This window comes from Altererythrobacter sp. C41 (assembly GCF_016803135.1).
Classification (GTDB): Bacteria; Pseudomonadota; Alphaproteobacteria; order Sphingomonadales; family Sphingomonadaceae; genus Pelagerythrobacter.
This window is the reverse complement of record NZ_JAEVFE010000001.1, coordinates 20,807-40,836: the sequence shown is the minus strand read 5'-3', so window position 1 is coordinate 40,836 and position 20,030 is coordinate 20,807. Positions and strand designations below refer to the sequence as shown.

Here is a 20,030-nt window from a genome sequence, read left to right as displayed (position 1 = left end):
ATGTATCACGCGAACCGTGCTTCGCCCGCATTCGTCCTCGCGCGAGAGGAAGATATCGAGACCGTCGGCGAGGGAATCCACCGTCAGATTCTGGGATACGGGCCCGATCTCATGATCTGCCGCGTCCGGTTCGAAAAGGGTGCGGTCGGACAGGTCCACGCGCATCCGCACAGCCAGTCGAGCTATGTCGAAAGCGGTAGGTTCCTCGTCACAATCGACGGTGAGGAACGCGAATTGTCCGCGGGCGACGGCTTCTATGTCGCGCCGCAGCTCGATCACGGATCCGTCTGTCTCGAACCCGGCGTGCTGATCGACACCTTCAGCCCCGCGAGGGAGGATTTCCTCCCGGAAGGCAAATCATCATGATGAACAACCGCCTGCGCTGGCTGATCGTCACGCTCGTCGCCGTTGCTACGGTGGTCAACTACATCGACCGCGGCGCGCTGGGCTTCCTGTGGCCGGAGATCTCCGAGGATCTCGGGCTCGACAAGTTCGAATACGCAATCATCCTCAACGTCTTCACTTTCGCCTACGCCTTCGGGCAGACGCTGTTCGGCAAGATCTTCGACTGGGTCGGAACGCGGCTGGGCTTCGTGCTCTCGATCGTCGTCTGGTCGGCGGCGACCATGCTGCACGCCGTGGCTACGGGCCTGGCGAGCTTTGCGATTTTCCGCGGGCTCCTGGGCCTGTCGGAAGCCGGCAACTGGCCCGGCGCGACCAAGGCCAATGCAGAGTGGTTCCCGATCAGCGAGCGCGCACTTGCGCAGGGGATCTTCAACTCGGGCGCGGCGATCGGCGGGATCATCTCGGCACCCGTGGTCGCCTACCTTTTCGTATTCCTCGATTCCTGGCAGGCGACCTTCATCGCGGTCGGTGCACTGGGCTTCCTCTGGCTGATCCCCTGGCTGATCATCTACAAGACGGGCCCCGAGGCGCACCCGTGGATCAGCGCCGAGGAACGCGACTACATCCTGACCGGCCAGCGCAACCTCGATACCGAGGAAGCGGCGAGCTACGCGCCCAATTCGCGTGAGATCCTCTCCCGCAAGGAAAGCTGGGGCGTGATCCTCGCCTCGTTCTTCCTCGATCCTATCTGGTGGCTCTTCGTCGGCTGGCTGCCGCTCTATCTCTCCGAGACCTACGGCTTCGGAGTGGCGGAGATCGGCCTCTATGCCTGGATGCCCTACGTCGGGGCCATGTTCGGCGCGTGGTTCGGCGGCCTTCTCGCCCAGAACCGCATCGCCGCGGGCTGGACGGTCAACCGCACCCGCAAGGTGGTCATCGCGCTTGGCGGGGCGATCATGCTCGTGTCGCTGCTGCTGACGATCGTGGCTGCGACGCCGCTGGTCGCGGTCCTGCTGATGGCGGCGATCCTGTTCGGCTTCCAGACCGCAGTGGGCAATATCCAGACGCTGCCGAGCGATTTCTACTCCGGCAAGTCGGTCGCGACGCTGGCGGGCTTCGCGGGCACCGCGGCCAAGCTGGCGGTGGTCGGGCTGAACTTCCTGATCCCGGTCCTGACGGTCGAGAGCTACGCGCCGGCCTTCGTCGTCGGGTCGGCGCTGGCGATCCTGACGGTCCTGTCGGTGCTCGTCCTGTGTCCGCAGATCAGGCCGCTCAAGCCCACCGCCTAGTCCGGCAATTCATCAATCAATCAAACCAACCACAGGAAAACTCATGACAAAGCTCAACGGCAAGGTAGCGATCGTAACCGGAGCAGGCCGCGACATCGGCCGCGCAGTCGCACTGGAACTGGCGAGACAGGGCGCCAAGGTCGCTATCAACTTCCGCGGCAACGAAGAAAATGCGACCGCGACCCTTGCGGAGATCGAGCGCGCCGGCGGCACGGCGATCAAGGTACGGGCCGATGTCACGAAGGGCGATGAGGTCGCGCAGCTCGTCGCCGAGGTCCGCAAGGCGTTCGGCGAGGAAATCCATATCCTGGCCAACGTCGCCGGCGGCATGGTCGAGCGCCGCCCGCTGGCGGACATGGACGAGGAGTTCTTCAACCACGTCATGCAGCTCAACGTTACCTCGACGTTCCTCACCACGAAGGCAGTCGTGCCGCATATGCCGGCCGGATCGGCGATCGTGAACTTCGCCTCGCAGGCGGGGCGCGACGGCGGTGGACCGGGTGCCTGCGCCTATGCCACCTCGAAGGGCGCGGTGATGACTTTCACGCGCTCCATGGCGAAGGAGCTCGGGCCGCGGGGCATCAGGGTAAACGCGTTGTGCCCGGGCATGATCGCGACCACCTTCCACGATACCTTCACCAAGGACGAAGTGCGCAAGAACGTCGCCGCCGCGACGCCGCTGCGGCGCGAAGGCAATTCGGAAGAAGTGGCGGCGGCTACCGCCTGGCTGGCGAGCGAGGATGCGGCGTTCGTCACCGGCGCCAACATCGACATCAACGGGGGAACCTTCTTCTCCTGAGGCATTCGGAGTAGCGACCTCCGCCATGAAAACCTTCATCTTCGGTGAGGCCATGCTCGAATATCACGGGCATGGCGGGAGCGGGCTGCGCTTCGGCGGCGACACTCTCAACACGGCCGTTCACATGGCGCGTCGCGGATACCACGTAGCCTTCGTGACGGCCGTGGGCGTCGATCCCATCAGCGACGCTCTGGTCGCGGCATGGCAGGCCGAGGGTATCGACACGGCCCACGTGCATCGCCACCCCGACCGTTCGCCGGGGATCTACGCGATCCATCTGGACGAACGCGGCGAGCGCAGCTTCCTGTACTGGCGCGATCGCAGCGCGGCGCGCGAGATGTTCGAGATGCCGGGCATGGAGGAATCGCTGAATCGCGCTGGCGAATGCGAGCTGGTCTACTTCAGCCTCATCACGCTGGCGATCATCGGCGACCGCGGCCGCGAACAACTGCTGAACCTTGCGCATCAGCGGAAGGCTGCCGGCCTGCACGTCGCCTACGACAGCAATTTCCGGCCGGCGCTGTGGCCCGATCTCGCGCTGGCGCGCGAAGTATCGACCCGTGCGATGCACTCGGCGACGATCGGCTTGCCGACCGATGTCGACGAGCGTCAGCTACACGGCGCCGGGCAGTCGGAGGTGGACATTGCCGACCGCTGGCATGAGGCCGGGTGCGAGGAAGTCGTCGTCAAGGCGGGGGAACGCGGCTGCGTCCTGAAGTCGGGCTCGCGCCCTTGCCGCTATTACCCCGCATCCTGCGTCGAGGTCGTCGATTCCAGCGGGGCTGGAGACGCCTTCAATGCCGGTTTCCTGGCTTCCCGCCTGAGCGGCACGAGCGCATCCGATGCGATCGCCGCCGGCCAGGCGCTAGCCGCGGAGACCATCGGCCATCACGGCGCGATCAGACTCTAGCCAACAGCGCGAAACCGCGAATCCTCCGGCGCTGCAGGCTTGGCATCGGCGCCCGGAGCGCGCATCTGGACCACATGGCTGATCCGGCGCCGAACTCCCCATTATCGTTTCCCGTTTTTCGCGCGGTGTGGATCGCCAGCATGGCGTCGAACTTCGGCGGCCTGATCCAGTCGGTCGGCGCGTCGTGGCTGATGACCTCGCTCACCCCGTCGCCGCAGATGGTCGCGCTGGTTCAGGCTTCCACCGCCCTCCCCATCCTGCTGCTTGCGCTCTGGTCCGGAGCCGTCGCGGACAATCTCGACCGGCGGCGCGTGATGCTCGCGGCGCAGGGTTTCATGTTGCTGGTGTCCGTGGCGCTGGCGGCGATCACGTTCGCCGGCTGGATCACGCCGTGGCTGCTGCTCGTCTTCACCTTCCTCATTGGCTGCGGCGCTGCGATGAACGGGCCGGCCTGGCAGGCATCCGTAGGCGACATGGTGCCGCGCGCCACGCTGCCCGGCGCGGTGGCGCTCAATTCGATGGGCTTCAACATCGCCCGCAGCCTCGGCCCGGCGATCGGCGGCGCCATCGTCGCCGCGGCCGGCGCCGCAGCCGCGTTCGTGGTCAACGCCGTCAGCTATCTGGGCCTGATCGCGGTTCTGGCGCGGTGGCGACCCGTTCAGGCTGAGCGCGTGCTGGCGCGCGAGGGGCTGGGCCACGCAATGGCGGCCGGCGTGCGCTACGTTTCGATGTCGCCGGACATCCGCACGGTGCTGATGCGCGCCCTTGTGTTCGGTGTCGGTGCCAGTGCGGTCCCGGCCATGATGCCGCTGATCGCACGCGACGTGATCGTGGGGGACTCGCTGACCTACGGCGTGCTGCTTGGCGCATTCGGGATCGGCGCGGTGGGCGGCGGGCTACTGGTGCGCCGGCTGCGCGACCGCATGAGCGTGGAGTCCATCGTCCGGGTCGCGACCACCGCCTTGCTGGTGGGCAGCGCTGTCGCGGGGCTCAGCGAAACCATGCTGCTGACGATACCGGCGCTCGCGATGGCAGGCGGGGGCTGGGTGCTGGCCTTGTCGACCTTCAACGTAACGGTGCAGCTTTCGGCGCCGCGCTGGGTCGTGGCGCGGGCGCTGTCGCTCTACCAGATGGCCGCGTTCGGCGGAATGGCGGGCGGCGCCGCACTCTTCGGCGGCATCGCTGATGCGCAGGGGGTGCAGTTCGCACTGCTCGTGGCGGCGGCGGTCCAGGGACTCACGATCATCGCAGGTTTCGTGCTTCCCCTGCCCGCCGCGCGCGACCTCAACTTGGCTCTGCGCGACTGGTCGGAGCCGGAAACCGTAGTGCCGGTCGACGAACGCAGCGGCCCGATCGTGGTCACGATCGAATACCGCATCGCACCTGGCGATATTCCGCGCTTCCTCAACGTCATGCACGAGCGGCGGCGCATCCGTAGGCGCGACGGGGCGAGGCACTGGACCTTGCTTCGCGACCTGGGCGAACCCGAGCTGTGGTTCGAGCGCTATCACGTCGCCACCTGGCTGGACTACGTGCGCCACAACCAGCGGCGCACCTACGAGGACGCGCAGAATACCCGCGACATCCACGAGTTGCACATCGGCCCCGCCAAGCCCGTCGTCCACCGCATGATCGAACGCCAGACCTCCACCCTCCCGGGCATTCGCGAAGCCTCGCCCCGCGAGCTGGCCGACCCGATGACGGACACCGCGCGGCAGGCCTAATCGCGCGCGAGCCTCGTCGCGCAGTTGCTGCCGCCACATCGCTCGACATCTTCAGTCCGCGCTCTCCGACTATGCTCGCGTAGCCGTCCGGCAGCCGCTCGATCGCTTCGTGAACGCGCGCCGCGCGGACTTCGTCCACCCAGCCACCGGGGCAGGTCGTCAGACCACGCCCAGGGCCTCCATCGCCTCGGCCACACGGACGAAGCCCGCAACGTTCGCGCCCAGCACGTAATCGCCTGGCTTGCCGTACTCGTCGGCGGTTTCCGCGCATCGGCGGTGGATGTCGCGCATGATGGCTGCAAGCCGCTCCTCGGTTTGCTCGAAGGTCCAGCTATCGCGCGAGGCATTCTGCTGCATTTCAAGCGCCGAGGTCGCGACGCCGCCCGCATTTGCCGCTTTGCCGGGACCGAAAAGGACACCGGCTTCCTGGAACAACTTCACGGCTTCCGGGGTGCACGGCATGTTCGCACCTTCGCCGACCGCGAGCACACCATGCTCGATCAGTACGCGAGCATCTTTCCCGGTAAGCTCGTTCTGGGTGGCGGACGGCAGGGCGACGTCACAGGGCACCTCCCAGATCGACCCGCCTTCGACATACGAAGCAGTGCTGCCCTTGAGCTTGGCGTACTCCGAAATTCGCCCTCGACGCACTTCCTTGATCTGCTTGACGAGATCGAGGTCGATACCCTCGTCATCGACCACGTAGCCGGCGGAATCCGAGCAGGCGACGACTTTGCCGCCGAATTCGGTGACCTTTTCGATCGTGTAGATCGCGACATTGCCTGAGCCGGAGACGACCACGCGCTTGCCGTCGAAATCCGCCGCCCGGGTCGCCAGCATTTCCTGCACGAAATATGCGGTTCCGTAGCCGGTCGCCTCGGTGCGTGCGCGCGAGCCGCCGTAGACCAGTCCCTTGCCGGTGAGGACGCCAGCTTCGTACCGGTTGGTGAGCCGCTTGTACTGGCCGAACAGGTAACCGATTTCGCGCGAGCCGACGCCGATGTCGCCCGCCGGCACGTCCGTGTATTCTCCGATGTGGCGATATAGCTCGGTCATGAACGACTGGCAGAATCGCATGACCTCACCGTCGGATCGACCGCGCGGATTGAAGTCGGACCCGCCTTTGCCGCCCCCGATGGGCAAGCCGGTGAGCGCATTCTTGAAGATCTGCTCGAAGCCGAGGAACTTGATGATCCCCACGTTCACCGACGGGTGGAAGCGAATGCCGCCCTTGTAGGGCCCGAGCGCGGAATTGAACTGAACCCGAAAGCCGCGGTTGATCTGCACTTCGCCGCGATCGTCCACCCAGGGGACGCGAAAGATGATCTGCCGCTCGGGTTCGCAGATCCGTTCGATCAGGGCGTTGTGGGCGTATTCCGGATGTTTGGCGACCACTGCACCCAGGCTTTCGAGCACTTCCTGTACGGCCTGCAGGAACTCGGATTCACCGGCATTGCGGCGAAGGACCTCGTCGAAAATCGGCTGCAGTTTCTCATCAATCATCAACGGTTTTTCCCGGTCTACTGACGTGCCGACCGCCTGTGGGGCAGACGCGCGCATTTTGAAAGGGGACGAAACGGACGCTTTCACAGGCAAGGTTCGCGGCGGCGGGCCGGTTAGCGGCACCGCGTGTTGCCGCTCCTCACGGAAACCTCCTCAGCGCAGCGCGTTGAGGGCAGGTCACCGGTTTGCGACACGTCTTCAGGAAGGATGAAACGATGCCCCGGATTCTCGTGCTCTATCACTCCACATACGGCCACGTCGAAACGATGGCGAAAGCCATGGCCGAAGGTGCGCGTTCGGTGGAGGGCGCCGAGGTCGATATTCGCCGGGTGCCCGAACTGGTGCCGGAAGAAGTCGCGCGAAACGCCGGCTACAAGCTCGATCAGGAGGCGCCGATCGCGCGGGTCGACGACCTGCCGACCTACGACGCGATCATCATCGGCGTCGGTACCCGTTACGGCCGTATGGCATCACAAATGGCGAACTTCCTCGATCAGACCGGCGGCCTCTGGGCGAGCGGCGCGCTGAACGGAAAGGTGGGGTCGGCATTTACTTCAACTGCCACCCAGCACGGCGGGCAGGAAACGACTCTCATGGCGATCCACACGAACCTGATGCATCTCGGCATGGTTTGCGTGGGCCTGCCCTACAGCTTCGCCGGACAAATGACGCTCGACGAGATCACCGGCGGCGCCCCCTATGGTGCGACGACCATCGCGGGCGGCGACGGCTCGCGCCAGCCGAGCGAAAACGAACTCGAAGGCGCAAGATTCCAGGGCCGCCTGGTCGCCGAGATTGCGGGCAAGCTGCATGGGTGAGGCGCGCCGGAAGCCCGCCGTTCCCGAACGGTGATAGAGGACTTGGCGTGACCCGGCGACCGCGATCGGCCCACTTCAAGGACAACATCGTTCTTTACGGCGCACTCGCGGCCAATCTCGGGATCGCCGTTGCCAAGTTCATCGCCGCCGCGATCACCGGCTCGTCATCGATGCTGACGGAGGGCGTTCACTCACTCGTCGACAGCGGCAACCAGGTTCTTCTGCTTTACGGGCAGAGCCGCGCGAAGCGAGCGCCGGACCGGATGCATCCGTTCGGCTACGGGCGGGAGCTCTACTTCTGGGCATTCGTCGTCGCTATGCTGATCTTCGCGGTGGGCGCGGGCGTTTCGATCTACGAAGGGGCCATGCATTACATGGACCCCGAACCGCTCCGCGATCCGACCATCAATTACGTGGTGCTGGGCGTCGCCTTCCTGCTCGAGGGAGGATCGTGGGCGATCGCAGTGCGCGAATTTGCCGCCCGGCCGCATCCCGCCGGTTGGTGGCGATCGCTCGTGGGCTCCAAGGATCCCGGCCATTTCGTGGTGCTGTTCGAAGACAGCGCGGCACTTGTCGGCCTCGTCATCGCGGCGGCAGGAGTCTGGGCCAGCCATCACCTCGGCGACCCGCGGATCGACGGGCTGGCGTCGATCCTGATCGGCCTCGTCCTCACCGGCGTGGCTCTCCTCCTCGCGCGTGAGGCCAAGGGCCTGATCATCGGTGAGAGCGCCGATCCGGCCCTGGTCCGCCGGATACGCGCCGTGCTGGAAAGTCATCCGAACATCACCAGCGTCAATCACGTCCGGACCATTCATACCGCGCCCGACGCGATATTCGTGGCCGTCAGCGCGGACTTCGACGATCAGATTCCGATGGGAGAAGGCGAACGGCTCATCGAGCAGATCGAGGCGCAATTGAAGGAGATGTCACCTTGCTTCTCCTCCATCTACATTCGGCCGGAGAAGCGGCAGGACGCGGTGGTCGCCGCGCACTGATCACTTCGGCACGTTCGCGATCGCCCGGTCGGTCATCCAGCTTGCCAATATCACGAAATATTCCGCCGCTTCGGGCCGGGCCCATTGCGATTGGGCGGGATCCATCTGTGCCTTCGGAGTCATCGATGTGGCCATGTGGTGGTCCGCGCCCGCGATCACCCGCACCGTGAGGCTTGGAGCTCGCCGGGCATCGATCCGCGCGACCGACGTCGCCACCGGCACCACCGGATCGTTGCCGCCGAACAGGATCAGCGCCGGTACATCGACCTGATCCAGCGTCGGCAGCGGATCGTACTCGATCTCCTTGCGCCAGCGCGATGTCGCTCGATCGCCGACGGTTTTGCCCATGTAGAGCAGATCGAACCACGGCTCGTCCTTGGCCGCGTCGACGAGCGCCTGCGCAACCGCACGGTCGCCCGTCCCGCGCATGTAATCATCCACCGCCAGGCGCATTGCGCGCATTTGATGGATCTCGGCGTCCGAATATCCGTTGATCCGCATGCTGTTCTCCGACCGGAACATCATCTGCACGTCGGAGGTCACAACGGGTGCCGAGATCGACACGACGAAACGCACATCCGGGCTGCGCGCGGCCGCAAGCAGCGACAGCCAGCCGCCCTGGCTCAAGCCCCAGACACCGATCCGCTTCGGGTCTATCCGCGGGTCGGCCTTGAGCATCCGTACGGCTGCGATCGCATCGTCGGCGAGCATGGCGTAATCGCTGTCTTTCAAGCTTCCGCCCGACCGTCCGCTGCCGCGCCGGTCGTAGGTCAGCACCGCGATTCCGAGTGGGGGCAGCATCTCCGTCAGGTGTCGGTAGAGCGCCGCATCGCGCAGCGGTTTCGAGGCGCTGTGCGTGACGACCACGGCTGCCAGGGCTTGTCCTCCCTCCGGAAGATAAAGCGTTCCGGCGAGCGTGGCATCACCGCTGCGAAAGGTCCGGCTTTCGCTGACGAGGGCAGTGGAAGGCGCTGCGCTCCACGGCAGCGAACTCGCGTCGCGGGCGGACGCCGGCGCATTCGCCATGAGTATCAGCATCAAGATTATGGGCCAGAACACGGCTGCCGCCCTACGGAGCGGGCGCGTATCAGGCTCTGACTCTCGCGGGGCCGCGACGCCGGCCGGCGAAGTTGTGAGTTCGCTCATCTTGCGCTCCCTGGCTTGCGCCTTTCGGTCAGAACTTTCCTCGCACCGAGAACGAGAAGATCGGGCCGATCAGCCTGTCCCGCTCCTCGATCGAGGTGATCGGCGTCTCGCCTCGTAGGCCGCCATATACCACCCTGTGGCGCCGGGACCGGGCGTTGAGGATATTGCCGACTTGCGCGCGCACCGTCAGGCCGAACACGTCCTTGTTCTCGACGAACAGCGACGCGAAGCTCGGGCCTTCCCAGACGCGGTCGACCTGATTGCTGCGATAGTTGGGCTGATTGTGCGAGTAGTCGGCCGCCCCGCCCCAGGCCCAGTTGCTGCCCGGAATGTCGTGCCGCAAGGCGATACTCGCCTCGGTGTCCGTGAAGCCGCTCCACTGGCGCGATTCCCCGGTGAACGGATCACGCAGCCGCGAGCCCTGGTAGAGGACGCTGGTGTCGAGCTTCACCCCTTTCAGGCCGGCGGGGTCGAGATTGATCGTGCTCGTCCAGACGACCGCCGCCGCCCAGGACTTCGCGATGTTCCCGACGGACTCACCGCCGTCGACCGGGATCACGTCGACATAGTCTTCGACGTCCCGGTAGATCAGGCGCAACTGGGTCGATCCCCAGGCGCCCAACTTCTTGTTGATCTCCGCCTCGTAGCTCCAGTCCTGCTGGGGGCGCAGGTCGTTGTTCCCCGAGTTCGCGTTCCCATCGTTGAGGAAGGCGCGCGCGAGGAAATCGTAGAACGAAAGCTGGAGCACGCGCCGGCGGATCTTGAGCGCCACGTCGAAGTCGTCGCTCGGCGTCCAGGCCAGCGAGAGCGAACCCTTGGGCCGGAAGAAGCTGCGCGTCAGACCGTTCGATCCGGTCTGCGCAATGGTCGAATGCTCGGCACCGCCGACGAGCTGGAACGACAGCGTGGGGGTGAGCTTGCGGCCGAAGCTGAGCAGTCCCTCGTAGCGGTCCTCGCTCACGCCGCCGCTGCCTTCGGGGAACGGGATCTCGACGAATTCGCCCGTGGGGTCGAGCGTAAACAGGCCCGCGACGTTCTCCAGCGTGTTGAACGCAGCTTCGCCCGAAAGCTGCCAGTCCCCGCCGAGCATCTTCCAGCTGTATTCGCCGCGCGCGATGGTCTCGCCCAGATCGCCGGTCTGGGTGAAGCGGTCGCCGACATCCGCCGAACCGTCGGCGAAGCTGGTGATCGCCTCCTGCAGATAAGGTTCGTGGCTGAAGCGCCTGATGCCGATCGCCTTGAGCCGTCCCGGCCCCAGAGCGAACTCGTAATCGCCGCCCAGTTCGTAGTTCCAGCTATCGTTGCGCTCGCGGAAAATGCGGAAACGGTCGGGCAAGCCGGGACCGGTTCGCTCGCCGACTTCGTCGTAGCGGTCGTAGATGCGCTGGTAGTGTGCATTGACGTGACCGACGCTGGTGCCCGGGCCGTCCCAGGTCACCTTGCCCGAAAGCTTCGGCGTGTCGTAATGCGTGTTCCAGATCTCGAAGCGCCGCTCTGTCACAGCGCCGGCGGCGTCGTAGATGAGCGTGCCCCCGCCTGCGCCGCTGCGCGCGGACTCGTCGTTGTTGAGCCCGACTTCGTATTCGATCGCTCCGCTGCGGCCGCTGACCGACACGTCGCCGCGCGTGAACAGCGGGTCGGTATAGTGGGCGCGAAATTCCGGTTTCCACGAGAACTGGCCGGAAAAGCTGTCGGCCTTGAACACGATGTTGGCGACCTGCCCCGAAAGGCCCGGAATGTCGAGCGTGGCACCGTCGAGAATTTCGATGCGCTCGACATTGTCGGCGGGAATGCGGGTGAGCTGCGTTTCGAGCGTATCGGACTTGCTCGACGGCCGCTGGCCGTTGAACAGGACGTTGCCCGTTGCCTGGCCCAGACCGCGCAACTGCTCGCTGTCGCGGATCGTGAACCCGGGGACCTGGCTCAGCATGTCGTACGCGTTCTTGGGCGCGTAGCGGACGAAGTCGGCCCGGGTGTAGACCTGCCCGGACCGGGGCGCGGACGCGGCCGGCTGCGCGTCGGGCGCAGGGGCGTCGCCGCTTTCGGGCGGATCCTGCGCGCAGGCCGGCCATGCGCGGAGCAACGCGATCGCCGCGACCCCGATGAGTGCTTTCATCTGCCCTCTCCCCTTCAGTTCCGCGCCGCCGCGTTGATCTTCTGCGCGTATTCGGGAGTGACCCCGGTCGCCTTCATCGCGATCAGCTGGTGCGCATCGGGCTCGTAGCCGGCGGCAACGATTCCGCGGACATAGGCTTCGTCGACACCGAGCGCGCGGCAAGCGACGGCATCGTCGATCGACTTGAGATCGAGACCCGCCGATTGGAGACCCGCGACGTAGCCTGGTGTCACGTCGAGCGCGGCAGCAGCGATCACGTCGTTGGTCGAACGCGGAGCCAGGCCTTGCCGCGTCAGCCCGTCGATCAATGCGAGATCCGCATCGACCAGCGCCAAAGTCAGCAGGTCTTCCTTGCGCTTCGGCGCCAGGCCACGCGCGTCGAGGCCGGCTTCGAATGCCGCGTTCGGGGCAAAGACGCAGTCGCCGCTTCCCTCGTAGCGCCGATCCAGAGCGCCCCGACAGGTCAACACACCCGGTTCGCGATCGATCGCGAACGTGACCGCACCTTCGTTCGATGAACCAAGTGCGGCTGTAACGGGCCCGAGATCGGGCTCCCGGCCGTCGAGCGGAAACGTGCTGCTGCTGCGCTCATGGTGAATGCGCAGGGATGGCGCACCCTTGGCCGTGTCCGAGACGGTCCATGCGATGTCGCTCAGCTCGGCCCCGCCGCTCTGCGACCACCCCGGGGTGGTCGTGGTAGAACCGAGCATGAGCGCTGCTGCGAGGACCACAGACTTGGAGAATATCTTCATGGCAGGCTCCTTTCTGCGCCGGTGGCGGACGAGCGAAGGCGCTCGCCGAAGGCCGGCGTTGTCGAAGTTTCGGTAGGCTTTTGACGTCGGGGGGGCGGTTAGTCGCCGCTCGGATCGGATCGTGTATTGCTGAGGACGACCGACATCGAAGTTCCGTTTTCCGTGCGGTGGGTGCTCACAGTCCCACCCGGTCCGGCGATAGCGGTGGCGCCCGTTGGCGAGACGGAGATCGCGTGCGGTCCGCGTGGCGGAACCGGAGGCGGTCCAGGATGGCTCGTCACAGCGCGGACGCTTATCACGTCGTCCGGGCTCGCGACGCTCAGGCCCGCGGCGCGCATGTCTTCCACGAACTTCCCGGTGACGCCGACCGCTCGCATGCTGATCAGCTCTTCCAGCGTGGCCCGGGGGAAGTAGGCGCGAAGCTCTCGGACGTAAGCGGCCGTGAGTCCGACCGCCCGGGCGCCGATGATCGCGTCGAGATCGGCGCTGGCGTCGGCGGCGCGCATGGCGCGGGCATATGCTGCATCGACGCCGACGGCACGCGCGCCGACGAGTTCGTCCGTATCCGCCGGGCCGAGCACGCTTCGCATCTCCGCCATATAGCCGGGCGTAACGCCGGTGGCCTTGGCCGCGATGACGTCCTCCGCATCGAAGCTCTCCCCACTTTCGCGCATCTCGGCAACCTCGGCGGGGGTTACGTCCATCGCGCGCATGCTCACCAGATCGTCCGCGCTGACTGCAGCCTGTCCATCGCCGGCGAGTTGAACGGGATCATGTTCTCCAACCGTCGCTGTCCGCGCCGCATGGCCGGTGGTCGCTCCGGACAGTGTGCGCTCGGCCGCGACGGTGGTGAAGGCCGCCAGGGGCGTGGCTATGGCCAGCACCGAGACAAGGCCGAGGAACCCCCAACCAGTGCCGACGGGCCCCCGCGAAGCATTCGCGTCGAGCACGCGGATCACGCGGCGTTTGAGGGAATTCCTGGCCGGCGCGACGCCATGCGCGGCGATCAGCACGGCGCGATTGTCGTGCCGGGCGGCGTTGACCAGCAGCGTGGCGTAGTCCGAACCCGCGATATCGGTCATCAGGACGGCATCGTCGGCCGCTTCCTCGCGCAAGTGGTGACTCTCGCGGGCAAGCAGCCAGACCAGCGGGTTGAACCAGAACAGCGCGCAGGCGAGCCGCGCAATCAGGAGCTTGGCCCAGTCCAGCCGTGCGACGTGCGCCAGTTCGTGCGCGATGATCGCCTCGGCTTCCCGAACGGCTGACACCGCGCGGGGGTCGAGGAGAATGGTAGGGCGCAACACGCCCCAGCTTATCGGCGAACGCAGTTCCTCGCTGACCAGCAGCGCGGTGCCGTGCTTGAATCCCATCCGACGCTGCGCTTCGGCAAGCGCCGACAGCCAGGCGCCGTCGACCAGCACCTCGGCCCGCCGTCGCATGGCGAACAGCCGGAACACCGCCACCGCCATCATCGCGAACATCAGCGCGAGCGGCAGGGCGTATATCCACACCGCAAGCTCGGCGAGGCTTGGCGGCGCGAAAGATGGCGCCGCCGTCGCGGTTTCCACGGCGGGTGCCGGAATATCGAGTGTGCGCGGGGTAATCGGGGCGTCGGTGGCCCCGGATGCTACCTCGTTCGACGCGAAGAAATCCTGTGGCAGCGGCGCCCACTGGGGCAACAGGATCGCTCCGATCGGCAGCAGCAGGATCGCAAGCAGGCCGAGATGCGCGATCAGCGACCGCTCAGCCGGAGTGCGACCGCGCGCGAGCCTCAGAATGCCGAGCGTGAGCGCGGCGAGCGCGAGCGACTTCAAAGCCAGGCTGGCCAGGAGCGAAGCGGTCAGCATCACGAATTCCTCCCCTTGCGCGCATGGGCGATCAGCTCCTCCAGTTCGTCCAGCTCTTCGGTGCTGAGGTTGTCCTGCATGCCGAGCAGAGCTGCGGCCGCACTGGTCGGCGATCCGTTGAAGAACACCCGCACGACCTGGCCCAGCGCGGACTTGCGCGCCGCCTTCTCGGGCAAGCTGGGCGCGTAGACGAACCCGCGAGCGCTCTGCGAGCGTTCGACAAACCCCTTGCCCTCGAGCCGCTTGAGCATGGCGCGGATCGCGGAGCCGGAGATTTCGTCCTCCAGCACCTCGCCGATCTCCCCTACTGTCGACGCCCCACGTTCGTAGAGAATGTCGACGATCTGACGCTCTCGCGGGGGAAGATTGGACAACATGCGAATCACCTCATGCACTACATTTGTAGCGTGCTACATTTGTAGCGCATCAGGCGCAAGCCATTTGTCGGGACCGGCGGCTGTCCGGCGAGGCGGGCCGACGCGGCTTCCGAACGATCGCCCAGCTTCGACTTCTGAGGCCCTAACGCCGGATTTGTGGAGGCGGGCCCGGAAACAGGACAGGTGCGTCCCCCGCTTTCCAGGGCTTCTCGCGAACCATGATCGTAGCGAAGAGTTCGGAATTCAGGTGGCCCGCGAGCCAGGCTTGCAGGTGCGGCAAAGGTTGTGCGGCAAACCATGTCCGATCGGTCGCCGCGAACTGCCGGACAAACGGCACGATCGCCATGTCGGCCAGACCCGGCGCGCGGCCGCAGAGCTGGCCGTTCTCTGCCAGCCGCGCGTTCAGCTCGGCGAGGAACGCAAGCCCCGCGCTGCGATGCGCTGCGGCGTAGCTCCCGTGCCGGTCCGGGTACTTGTAACGGTCGAGATCGTGCTTGAACGGCCCGTCATTGACCGCGATGAGAGCAGGGTCGTCCCGCTCCAGCCAGCTATCGGGATCGCAGCGGCCCAGCGCCCAGCGCATGATGTCGAGGCTTTCGTCGATTACACGGCCGCCGGGCTCGACGATCACCGGGACGGTCGCCTTGGTCGAAGCCTCACACAGGGCCGCGGGTTTGTCCGACAGTTTGACCTCGCGCAGCTCGCATGTCGTGCCGCTTACGCCGAGCGCGAGCCGCGCACGCATCGCGTACGGGCAGCGGCGGAAGCTGTAGAGGACCGGAAGCGTCACCACGGCCTACGCATCGGTCTCGCCGGACAGCCGTGCACCGATGTGATGGCGGCCCCGTGCGGCGGCGAGCGCTTCCTGCCGGTGACGCTCGCGATAACCGGCGCGCTGCTCGTCCGTCCGCTCGTGGTAGCAGCTCGGGCAGCTCACCCCGGCTTCATAATGCGGCGAGGCGGTGTCTTCCGCGTTCACCGGACGCCGGCACGCGGGGCAAAGCTCGTGCGTTCCCGGCTTCAGCCCGTGCCCGACCGCCACGCGCCGGTCGAACACGAAGCATTCGCCTTGCCAGAGGCTTTCCTTCTCCGGAACCGTCTCCAGATACTTCAGGATGCCGCCCTGCAGGTGGAACACCTCGTCGACGCCCTGTTCCTTGAGAAAGGCCGTCGACTTCTCGCACCGGATGCCGCCGGTGCAGTACATGGCGACCTTGGGCGCCTTGCCCTGCCCCAGAAGCCGCTCGCGCTGTTCGCGAAACCACGCGGGAAAGTCGCGAAAGGTGGCCGTGCGCGGATTGATCGAACCCGCGAAGCTGCCGATCGCGACTTCATAGTCGTTGCGCGTGTCGATCACGATTGTGTCGGGATCGGAGATCAGCGCATTCCAGTCATGCGGGGCGACGTAGGTTCCCACGCTGGACAGGGGATCGATGCCGGCCTCCCCCATGGTGACGATTTCCCGCTTGATCCGCACCTTCATGCGATGGAACGGCATCGTCGCCGCAGAAGAGAACTTGACGTCGAGGTCCGCGCATCCGGGTATGCTCCGGATGTGATCCAGCACACGCCCGATGGCTTTCGTCGTACCCGCTATAGTGCCGTTTATTCCCTCGCCGGCCAGCAGCAGCGTCCCCTTGACGCCTTCGGCGCGGCAGACGTGCTCGAGCGGACCGCGCACGGCGCTGCAGTCCTCGATCGGCGTGAAGCGGTAGAGTGCCGCCACGCACAGCGCGCTTCCACCTAGGGCGCCCTGCTCCGGCATCGTAATGCTGTCGTCTTGCATGGTGCGCGCCATAGCGAGGTTTGCCGATTCGCACTCCTCTCCAGGCCCGCGAAGGTCATTCCGGTCGGAAAGACCGTGCTGTCAGCGACCGGCGCTTTGCAGGTTCATGTCCTCGAGCGCTATACCGTTGGTCTCGGGCATCTGCTTCAGGGCCCAGAGGAACTGGAGCAGCATCATCCCACCGAAGAAGGCGAACACCCACCCTCCCAGTCGGGCCGCGAAGACCGGAAATGCCCAGGTGATCGACGCCGCCATGACCCAGTGGACGGTGCTCCCGAGCGCCTGTCCCTTGCCGCGGACCGCGCTGGGGAATATCTCCGAAATGAACACCCAGATCACCGCGCCTTGCGAAAGCGCGAAGGCTGCGATGAACCCTATCAACCCGATCAGCACGAGCGTGCCGTCGGGCCGCGCGCTTTCGAACTGCCAGGCGACGAGAAACAGCGCGGCAGCGGTGGCGATCGACCCGAAGAGGATCAGCGGTCGCCGACCGAACCGATCGATCAGGAACAGCGCCGCGATCGTGAACACGAGATTGGTGCCGCCGATCGCGATCGATTGCAGCAGCGCGCTATCCGCTGCCGCACCGCCGAGTTCGAAAATATGCGGCGCGTAGTAGAGCAGCGCGTTTATGCCCGAGAGCTGATTGAACATCGCAATGGCAATCGCGCAGGTCACGGGGAAGGAATGGGCGCGGGCGAATAGCCGGGGCTTGGCTCGCGTCGCAGCGGCCTCACGCGCCGCCGCCTCGCGCATATGGTGCACGTCGCCCGCGGGATCAGGGAAGCCGAGCCGCTCCATGATGGTGACAGCTCGCGTGTCGCGCCCGGCCGAGACCAGCCAGCGAGGGCTCTCCGGCAAAACCAGCGTGACCACCAGGAAGAGCGCGGAAGGCACCGTGACGATGCCGAACATCCATCGCCAGGCGATGTCCGGCGGAAACAAGCCGGCAATGACGTAGTTCGAGATGAACGCCAGAAGGATGCCGAAGACGATGTTGAGCTGGTTGAGCGCGACCAGACGTCCGCGAACATGTGCTGGCGACACTTCGGCAATGTAGATGGGTGTTATGACCGACGCTGCGCCGATCGCCAGCCCCGCAAGGAGGCGGAAGGTCAGGAAGACAGACCAACTGTCAGCGAGCGCCGATCCGAGCGAAGACACGACATAGGCGATCGCAACCGTGAGCAGCACCGCCTTGCGCCCGAAGCGGTCCGACGGCCAACCTGCGGTGAGCGAGCCTACGATCGTCCCGATCAGGGCGGAGGCGACGGTGAAGCCGAGCTGCGCGTCACTGAGCGCGAAACGCTCCTGAAGGGCGGAGGTGGTGCCGGAGATCACCGCGGTGTCGAGCCCGAACAGCAGGCCGCCCAGAGCGGCGCCCGCCGCGCTCAGGATCATGACGGCGGTCAAGCGTCCGTGCGCCGGCGCGGGCATGGATGGGTTTGTGTTGCTCATGGGATTAGACTTTCGCGGTCGGGAATTCCGACATCCGAAGGAGGGTGCATCCGTATGGAATGAGCCGTAACGTCTCCGCCGGTGCGTCGGTCGAAACCGGGCTGAACGGCAAAGAGCCGTGGGTCTGATGGTATCTATCCCACCCCGGGATCTTGCGTCCGGTGGTGCTCAGGCTGAGCGGCGCGTTGGCGCCGATCCAGGGACGATCCGAAACGGCCTCAGTACGAGCAAGGGTAACGTCGGCATCGGGCTCGAGCGCATAATTCCACGGCGTCGTCGGGAAGATCTCGGATGTGTCGATACCGCCGTGTTCGCCGATCTTGCGCCATTCCTCCCCTATCGGGAGGGCAAACACCAGCGGCCCGCGTTCCAGGCTTGTGAGCTGCTTGTGCCACGCGCTGCGCGTGATCTTTGCCGGGAAGATCAATTCCACTGCATCGCCTGTGCGCCAGAGGCGTTCCAGCCGGGTTATCTGGCCGGATGACGCCAGCGCCTCATGCTGTCCGTTTACCTTGAGCGTCGCTCCTTCCGCCCAACCCGGAATCCGAAGATGGAGCGGAAAGGACGTCGGCCGTTCCGTCCGGAGCACGATCCTGACCTCATCGGAAAACGGATAGGACGTCTGCTGCTCCGCCTCCACCTCGATGCCACCGATAGTGGCGCGCGCACTGCTGGGGCCGTAGCTCAGCACTGCAAGCCCGCCGTCCGCGCTCGCCGCCCACATGGAGTGGACGAATTTGGGCCAGCCCTGGTGCATGTTGACCGTGCAGCACGGATATCCGTCCAACAGACCGACCAGCTGCGAGGTGCCGCCGTGCTGCTGCGCGTACTGCTCCACGTCGCGGCTTATCATCACCTGATTGGGCTGCTGAAAGTATTGCCGAGCCATATAGTCGTCGGTCGTTTGCGCCGGCAGCGCATTGTAGGCGATGCGCTCGAGACGATCGAGAACGGTCACATCCCCGGTGATCTGGCCCAGCATCTCGAGTGAAAACATGAACTCGACCACCGTGCAGAGTTCGGTGCCCTGGATGGGGTTCGTGCCGTGCAGCGGCTCATCGCCCGAGAACATTCCCGTAACCTGGCCGTGATCGCGCTCCAGAAACATCAGGCCGTGGCGGATCGCCTCGATATGTCCGGAACGACCATCGAGAAGATAAGCCAGGGCCGGCTGCTTTACGCCCATGGCCACGTTGACGCCGTGTGCGGTCGGCGGTTGCTCCGCGGCAAAACCCGCGGTCCAATCGCTTGTCTTACTTACGAGGGTGCGCGCCAGTTCCAGCAGCGACGGCTCGCCGGTACGGTTATACAGCCAGAGCGCGCTGGCCGTATTCTCGCCGCCGCGATGCCGTGCCCATTTGGTCCAGTGATCGAGCGGTTGGGTCGGGAGCTGCCGCCGCTGATATGCGAAGTACCGCGACATGAAATCCAGCACCCGGCGATCTCCGGTGGCTTCATGGTGCTGCTGGAGCACTTTCAGCATGACCATACGGGGCCACCAGTCCGCCGAGTTGGCTCGCTGGATACCGTTCTCATCCTTGCCGGATCCCCGATCGTCGGGCGGGCCGAAATATCCGCTCGCCTGCTGGCTGCGCAGGGCGAACTCGATCCATGGTTGAGCCTTGTCCTTCAGGCGCTCGTCATCGAGAATGTGAGCAAGGGGAACCAAGCCATCGAGCCAGTAAGGTCCCCGCTCCCAGGCGTCACCGTTCCCGCCGAGCCACGCGTTCTGCGGGCCCACCAACGAATAGAACTCGTCGAGGCGGCCCGTCAGCCCCTGCGCCATTGTCTCGAGTTGCGTCGCAAGCCACCCTTTTGCTTGCACGGCTCCTAAGGGCAACGGAGCGAAGGGCTGGTTGGAGAGTGGTGCCCGATTGAATACCACGCCGTTCACGGCGGCAACCGGCCCTCGCCTCGCATTGGCAAATCCGGCAGCTGGCATCAGCGCTGCGCTTGCTGTCGCTCCCCCGACGAACTCTCGACGATTGATCATCCCCTTCCTCCGCTTTTTTAAAGCAATTTTCTTTTTTGTTACGTCATGTCACGCGCGTTGGAAAGCTTTTGCTCGTCGCGATCATCCATGAAGGATTTCCGCCTCCCCGAGAGGAGAAAGGGACTCAGTTTGCCCGGAGACCACTCCAGCATAAGGTTCATCTAATAGACTT

17 protein-coding genes are annotated in these 20,030 nt (G+C 65.5%); 7 read left to right on the top strand and 10 right to left on the bottom strand.

Features of this window, described 5'->3' with window-relative positions:
- From JNO53_RS00165 to JNO53_RS00145, 5 genes are all read left to right on the top strand, one after another.
- On the top strand, positions 1 to 366 hold the full coding sequence (locus tag JNO53_RS00165; protein WP_203106775.1) for a cupin domain-containing protein: 366 nt from the start codon (positions 1 to 3) through the stop codon (positions 364 to 366).
- Positions 363 to 1,634, top strand: a complete 1,272-nt coding sequence (locus JNO53_RS00160; RefSeq protein ID WP_203106774.1) for an MFS transporter — start codon at positions 363 to 365, stop codon at positions 1,632 to 1,634. Before JNO53_RS00165 ends, JNO53_RS00160 begins: the two co-directional genes overlap by 4 nt.
- 43 nt (positions 1,635 to 1,677) lie before the next feature.
- Entirely contained in the window at positions 1,678 to 2,433 is a 756-nt protein-coding gene (locus JNO53_RS00155; RefSeq protein ID WP_203106773.1) for an SDR family NAD(P)-dependent oxidoreductase, read from the top strand.
- Positions 2,434 to 2,458: 25 nt separating this feature from the next.
- Entirely contained in the window at positions 2,459 to 3,343 is an 885-nt protein-coding gene (locus JNO53_RS00150) for a sugar kinase (protein WP_203106772.1), read from the top strand.
- Between the two features lie 74 nt (positions 3,344 to 3,417).
- Positions 3,418 to 5,067 (top strand): MFS transporter, encoded by a 1,650-nt coding sequence (locus tag JNO53_RS00145; RefSeq protein ID WP_203106771.1) that lies wholly within the window; start codon positions 3,418 to 3,420, stop codon positions 5,065 to 5,067.
- A 159-nt stretch (positions 5,068 to 5,226) separates the two neighbouring features.
- Here JNO53_RS00145 and gdhA read toward each other — a convergent pair whose 3' ends face one another.
- Entirely contained in the window at positions 5,227 to 6,570 is a 1,344-nt protein-coding gene (gene gdhA, locus JNO53_RS00140; protein ID WP_203107786.1) for an NADP-specific glutamate dehydrogenase, read from the bottom strand.
- Between the two features lie 215 nt (positions 6,571 to 6,785).
- On the opposite strand from gdhA, the gene wrbA reads away from it, so the two are divergent.
- Together wrbA and JNO53_RS00130 are read left to right on the top strand one after the other, a co-directional pair.
- Positions 6,786 to 7,388 carry an NAD(P)H:quinone oxidoreductase gene (gene wrbA, locus JNO53_RS00135; RefSeq protein WP_203106770.1) on the top strand — a complete coding sequence of 201 codons (603 nt, stop codon included), beginning with the start codon at positions 6,786 to 6,788 and terminating at the stop codon, positions 7,386 to 7,388.
- Positions 7,389 to 7,435: 47 nt separating this feature from the next.
- The gene (locus tag JNO53_RS00130) at positions 7,436 to 8,383 is read left to right on the top strand and encodes a cation diffusion facilitator family transporter (RefSeq protein WP_203106769.1); all 948 of its coding nucleotides are present in this window, start codon (positions 7,436 to 7,438) and stop codon (positions 8,381 to 8,383) included.
- Here JNO53_RS00130 and JNO53_RS00125 read toward each other — a convergent pair whose 3' ends face one another.
- From JNO53_RS00125 to JNO53_RS00085, 9 genes are all read right to left on the bottom strand, one after another.
- The gene (locus JNO53_RS00125) at positions 8,384 to 9,442 is read right to left on the bottom strand and encodes an alpha/beta fold hydrolase (protein WP_203106768.1); all 1,059 of its coding nucleotides are present in this window, start codon (positions 9,440 to 9,442) and stop codon (positions 8,384 to 8,386) included.
- Between the two features lie 115 nt (positions 9,443 to 9,557).
- Positions 9,558 to 11,645 carry a TonB-dependent receptor plug domain-containing protein gene (locus JNO53_RS00120; protein ID WP_203106767.1) on the bottom strand — a complete coding sequence of 696 codons (2,088 nt, stop codon included), beginning with the start codon at positions 11,643 to 11,645 and terminating at the stop codon, positions 9,558 to 9,560.
- A 14-nt stretch (positions 11,646 to 11,659) separates the two neighbouring features.
- Complete coding sequence (locus JNO53_RS00115) at positions 11,660 to 12,397, bottom strand: hypothetical protein (protein ID WP_203106766.1); 738 nt, start codon at positions 12,395 to 12,397, stop codon at positions 11,660 to 11,662.
- A gap of 98 nt (positions 12,398 to 12,495) precedes the next feature.
- On the bottom strand, positions 12,496 to 14,244 hold the full coding sequence (locus JNO53_RS00110; RefSeq protein ID WP_203106765.1) for a M56 family metallopeptidase: 1,749 nt from the start codon (positions 14,242 to 14,244) through the stop codon (positions 12,496 to 12,498).
- Positions 14,244 to 14,621: a BlaI/MecI/CopY family transcriptional regulator gene (locus tag JNO53_RS00105; RefSeq protein ID WP_203106764.1), complete on the bottom strand. Its 378-nt coding sequence runs from the start codon at positions 14,619 to 14,621 to the stop codon at positions 14,244 to 14,246. The genes JNO53_RS00110 and JNO53_RS00105 overlap by 1 nt, the downstream gene beginning before the upstream one ends.
- A 142-nt stretch (positions 14,622 to 14,763) precedes the next feature.
- Positions 14,764 to 15,414 carry a glutathione S-transferase N-terminal domain-containing protein gene (locus tag JNO53_RS00100; protein ID WP_203106763.1) on the bottom strand — a complete coding sequence of 217 codons (651 nt, stop codon included), beginning with the start codon at positions 15,412 to 15,414 and terminating at the stop codon, positions 14,764 to 14,766.
- 3 nt (positions 15,415 to 15,417) lie between these two features.
- Positions 15,418 to 16,407 carry an oxygen-dependent tRNA uridine(34) hydroxylase TrhO gene (trhO, locus tag JNO53_RS00095; RefSeq protein ID WP_238401517.1) on the bottom strand — a complete coding sequence of 330 codons (990 nt, stop codon included), beginning with the start codon at positions 16,405 to 16,407 and terminating at the stop codon, positions 15,418 to 15,420.
- 81 nt (positions 16,408 to 16,488) lie between these two features.
- The gene (locus tag JNO53_RS00090) at positions 16,489 to 17,865 is read right to left on the bottom strand and encodes a sugar porter family MFS transporter (RefSeq protein WP_203106762.1); all 1,377 of its coding nucleotides are present in this window, start codon (positions 17,863 to 17,865) and stop codon (positions 16,489 to 16,491) included.
- Between the two features lie 4 nt (positions 17,866 to 17,869).
- The gene (locus tag JNO53_RS00085) at positions 17,870 to 19,858 is read right to left on the bottom strand and encodes a beta-L-arabinofuranosidase domain-containing protein (RefSeq protein WP_203106761.1); all 1,989 of its coding nucleotides are present in this window, start codon (positions 19,856 to 19,858) and stop codon (positions 17,870 to 17,872) included.
- Positions 19,859 to 20,030 lie beyond the last annotated feature (172 nt).

What these genes read in the sequence shown, in the direction of transcription:
- JNO53_RS00165 (WP_203106775.1), top strand. Translation starts at nt 1, where the DNA reads ATGTATCACGCGAACCGTGCTTCGCCCGCATTCGTCCTCGCGCGAGAG.
- JNO53_RS00160 (WP_203106774.1), top strand. Translation starts at nt 363, where the DNA reads ATGATGAACAACCGCCTGCGCTGGCTGATCGTCACGCTCGTCGCCGTT.
- JNO53_RS00155 (WP_203106773.1), top strand. Translation starts at nt 1,678, where the DNA reads ATGACAAAGCTCAACGGCAAGGTAGCGATCGTAACCGGAGCAGGCCGC.
- JNO53_RS00150 (WP_203106772.1), top strand. Translation starts at nt 2,459, where the DNA reads ATGAAAACCTTCATCTTCGGTGAGGCCATGCTCGAATATCACGGGCAT.
- JNO53_RS00145 (WP_203106771.1), top strand. Translation starts at nt 3,418, where the DNA reads ATGGCTGATCCGGCGCCGAACTCCCCATTATCGTTTCCCGTTTTTCGC.
- gdhA (WP_203107786.1), bottom strand. Translation starts at nt 6,570, where the DNA reads ATGATTGATGAGAAACTGCAGCCGATTTTCGACGAGGTCCTTCGCCGC.
- wrbA (WP_203106770.1), top strand. Translation starts at nt 6,786, where the DNA reads ATGCCCCGGATTCTCGTGCTCTATCACTCCACATACGGCCACGTCGAA.
- JNO53_RS00120 (WP_203106767.1), bottom strand. Translation starts at nt 11,645, where the DNA reads ATGAAAGCACTCATCGGGGTCGCGGCGATCGCGTTGCTCCGCGCATGG.
- JNO53_RS00115 (WP_203106766.1), bottom strand. Translation starts at nt 12,397, where the DNA reads ATGAAGATATTCTCCAAGTCTGTGGTCCTCGCAGCAGCGCTCATGCTC.
- JNO53_RS00110 (WP_203106765.1), bottom strand. Translation starts at nt 14,244, where the DNA reads ATGCTGACCGCTTCGCTCCTGGCCAGCCTGGCTTTGAAGTCGCTCGCG.
- JNO53_RS00105 (WP_203106764.1), bottom strand. Translation starts at nt 14,621, where the DNA reads ATGTTGTCCAATCTTCCCCCGCGAGAGCGTCAGATCGTCGACATTCTC.
- trhO (WP_238401517.1), bottom strand. Translation starts at nt 16,407, where the DNA reads ATGCAAGACGACAGCATTACGATGCCGGAGCAGGGCGCCCTAGGTGGA.
- JNO53_RS00090 (WP_203106762.1), bottom strand. Translation starts at nt 17,865, where the DNA reads ATGAGCAACACAAACCCATCCATGCCCGCGCCGGCGCACGGACGCTTG.
- JNO53_RS00085 (WP_203106761.1), bottom strand. Translation starts at nt 19,858, where the DNA reads ATGATCAATCGTCGAGAGTTCGTCGGGGGAGCGACAGCAAGCGCAGCG.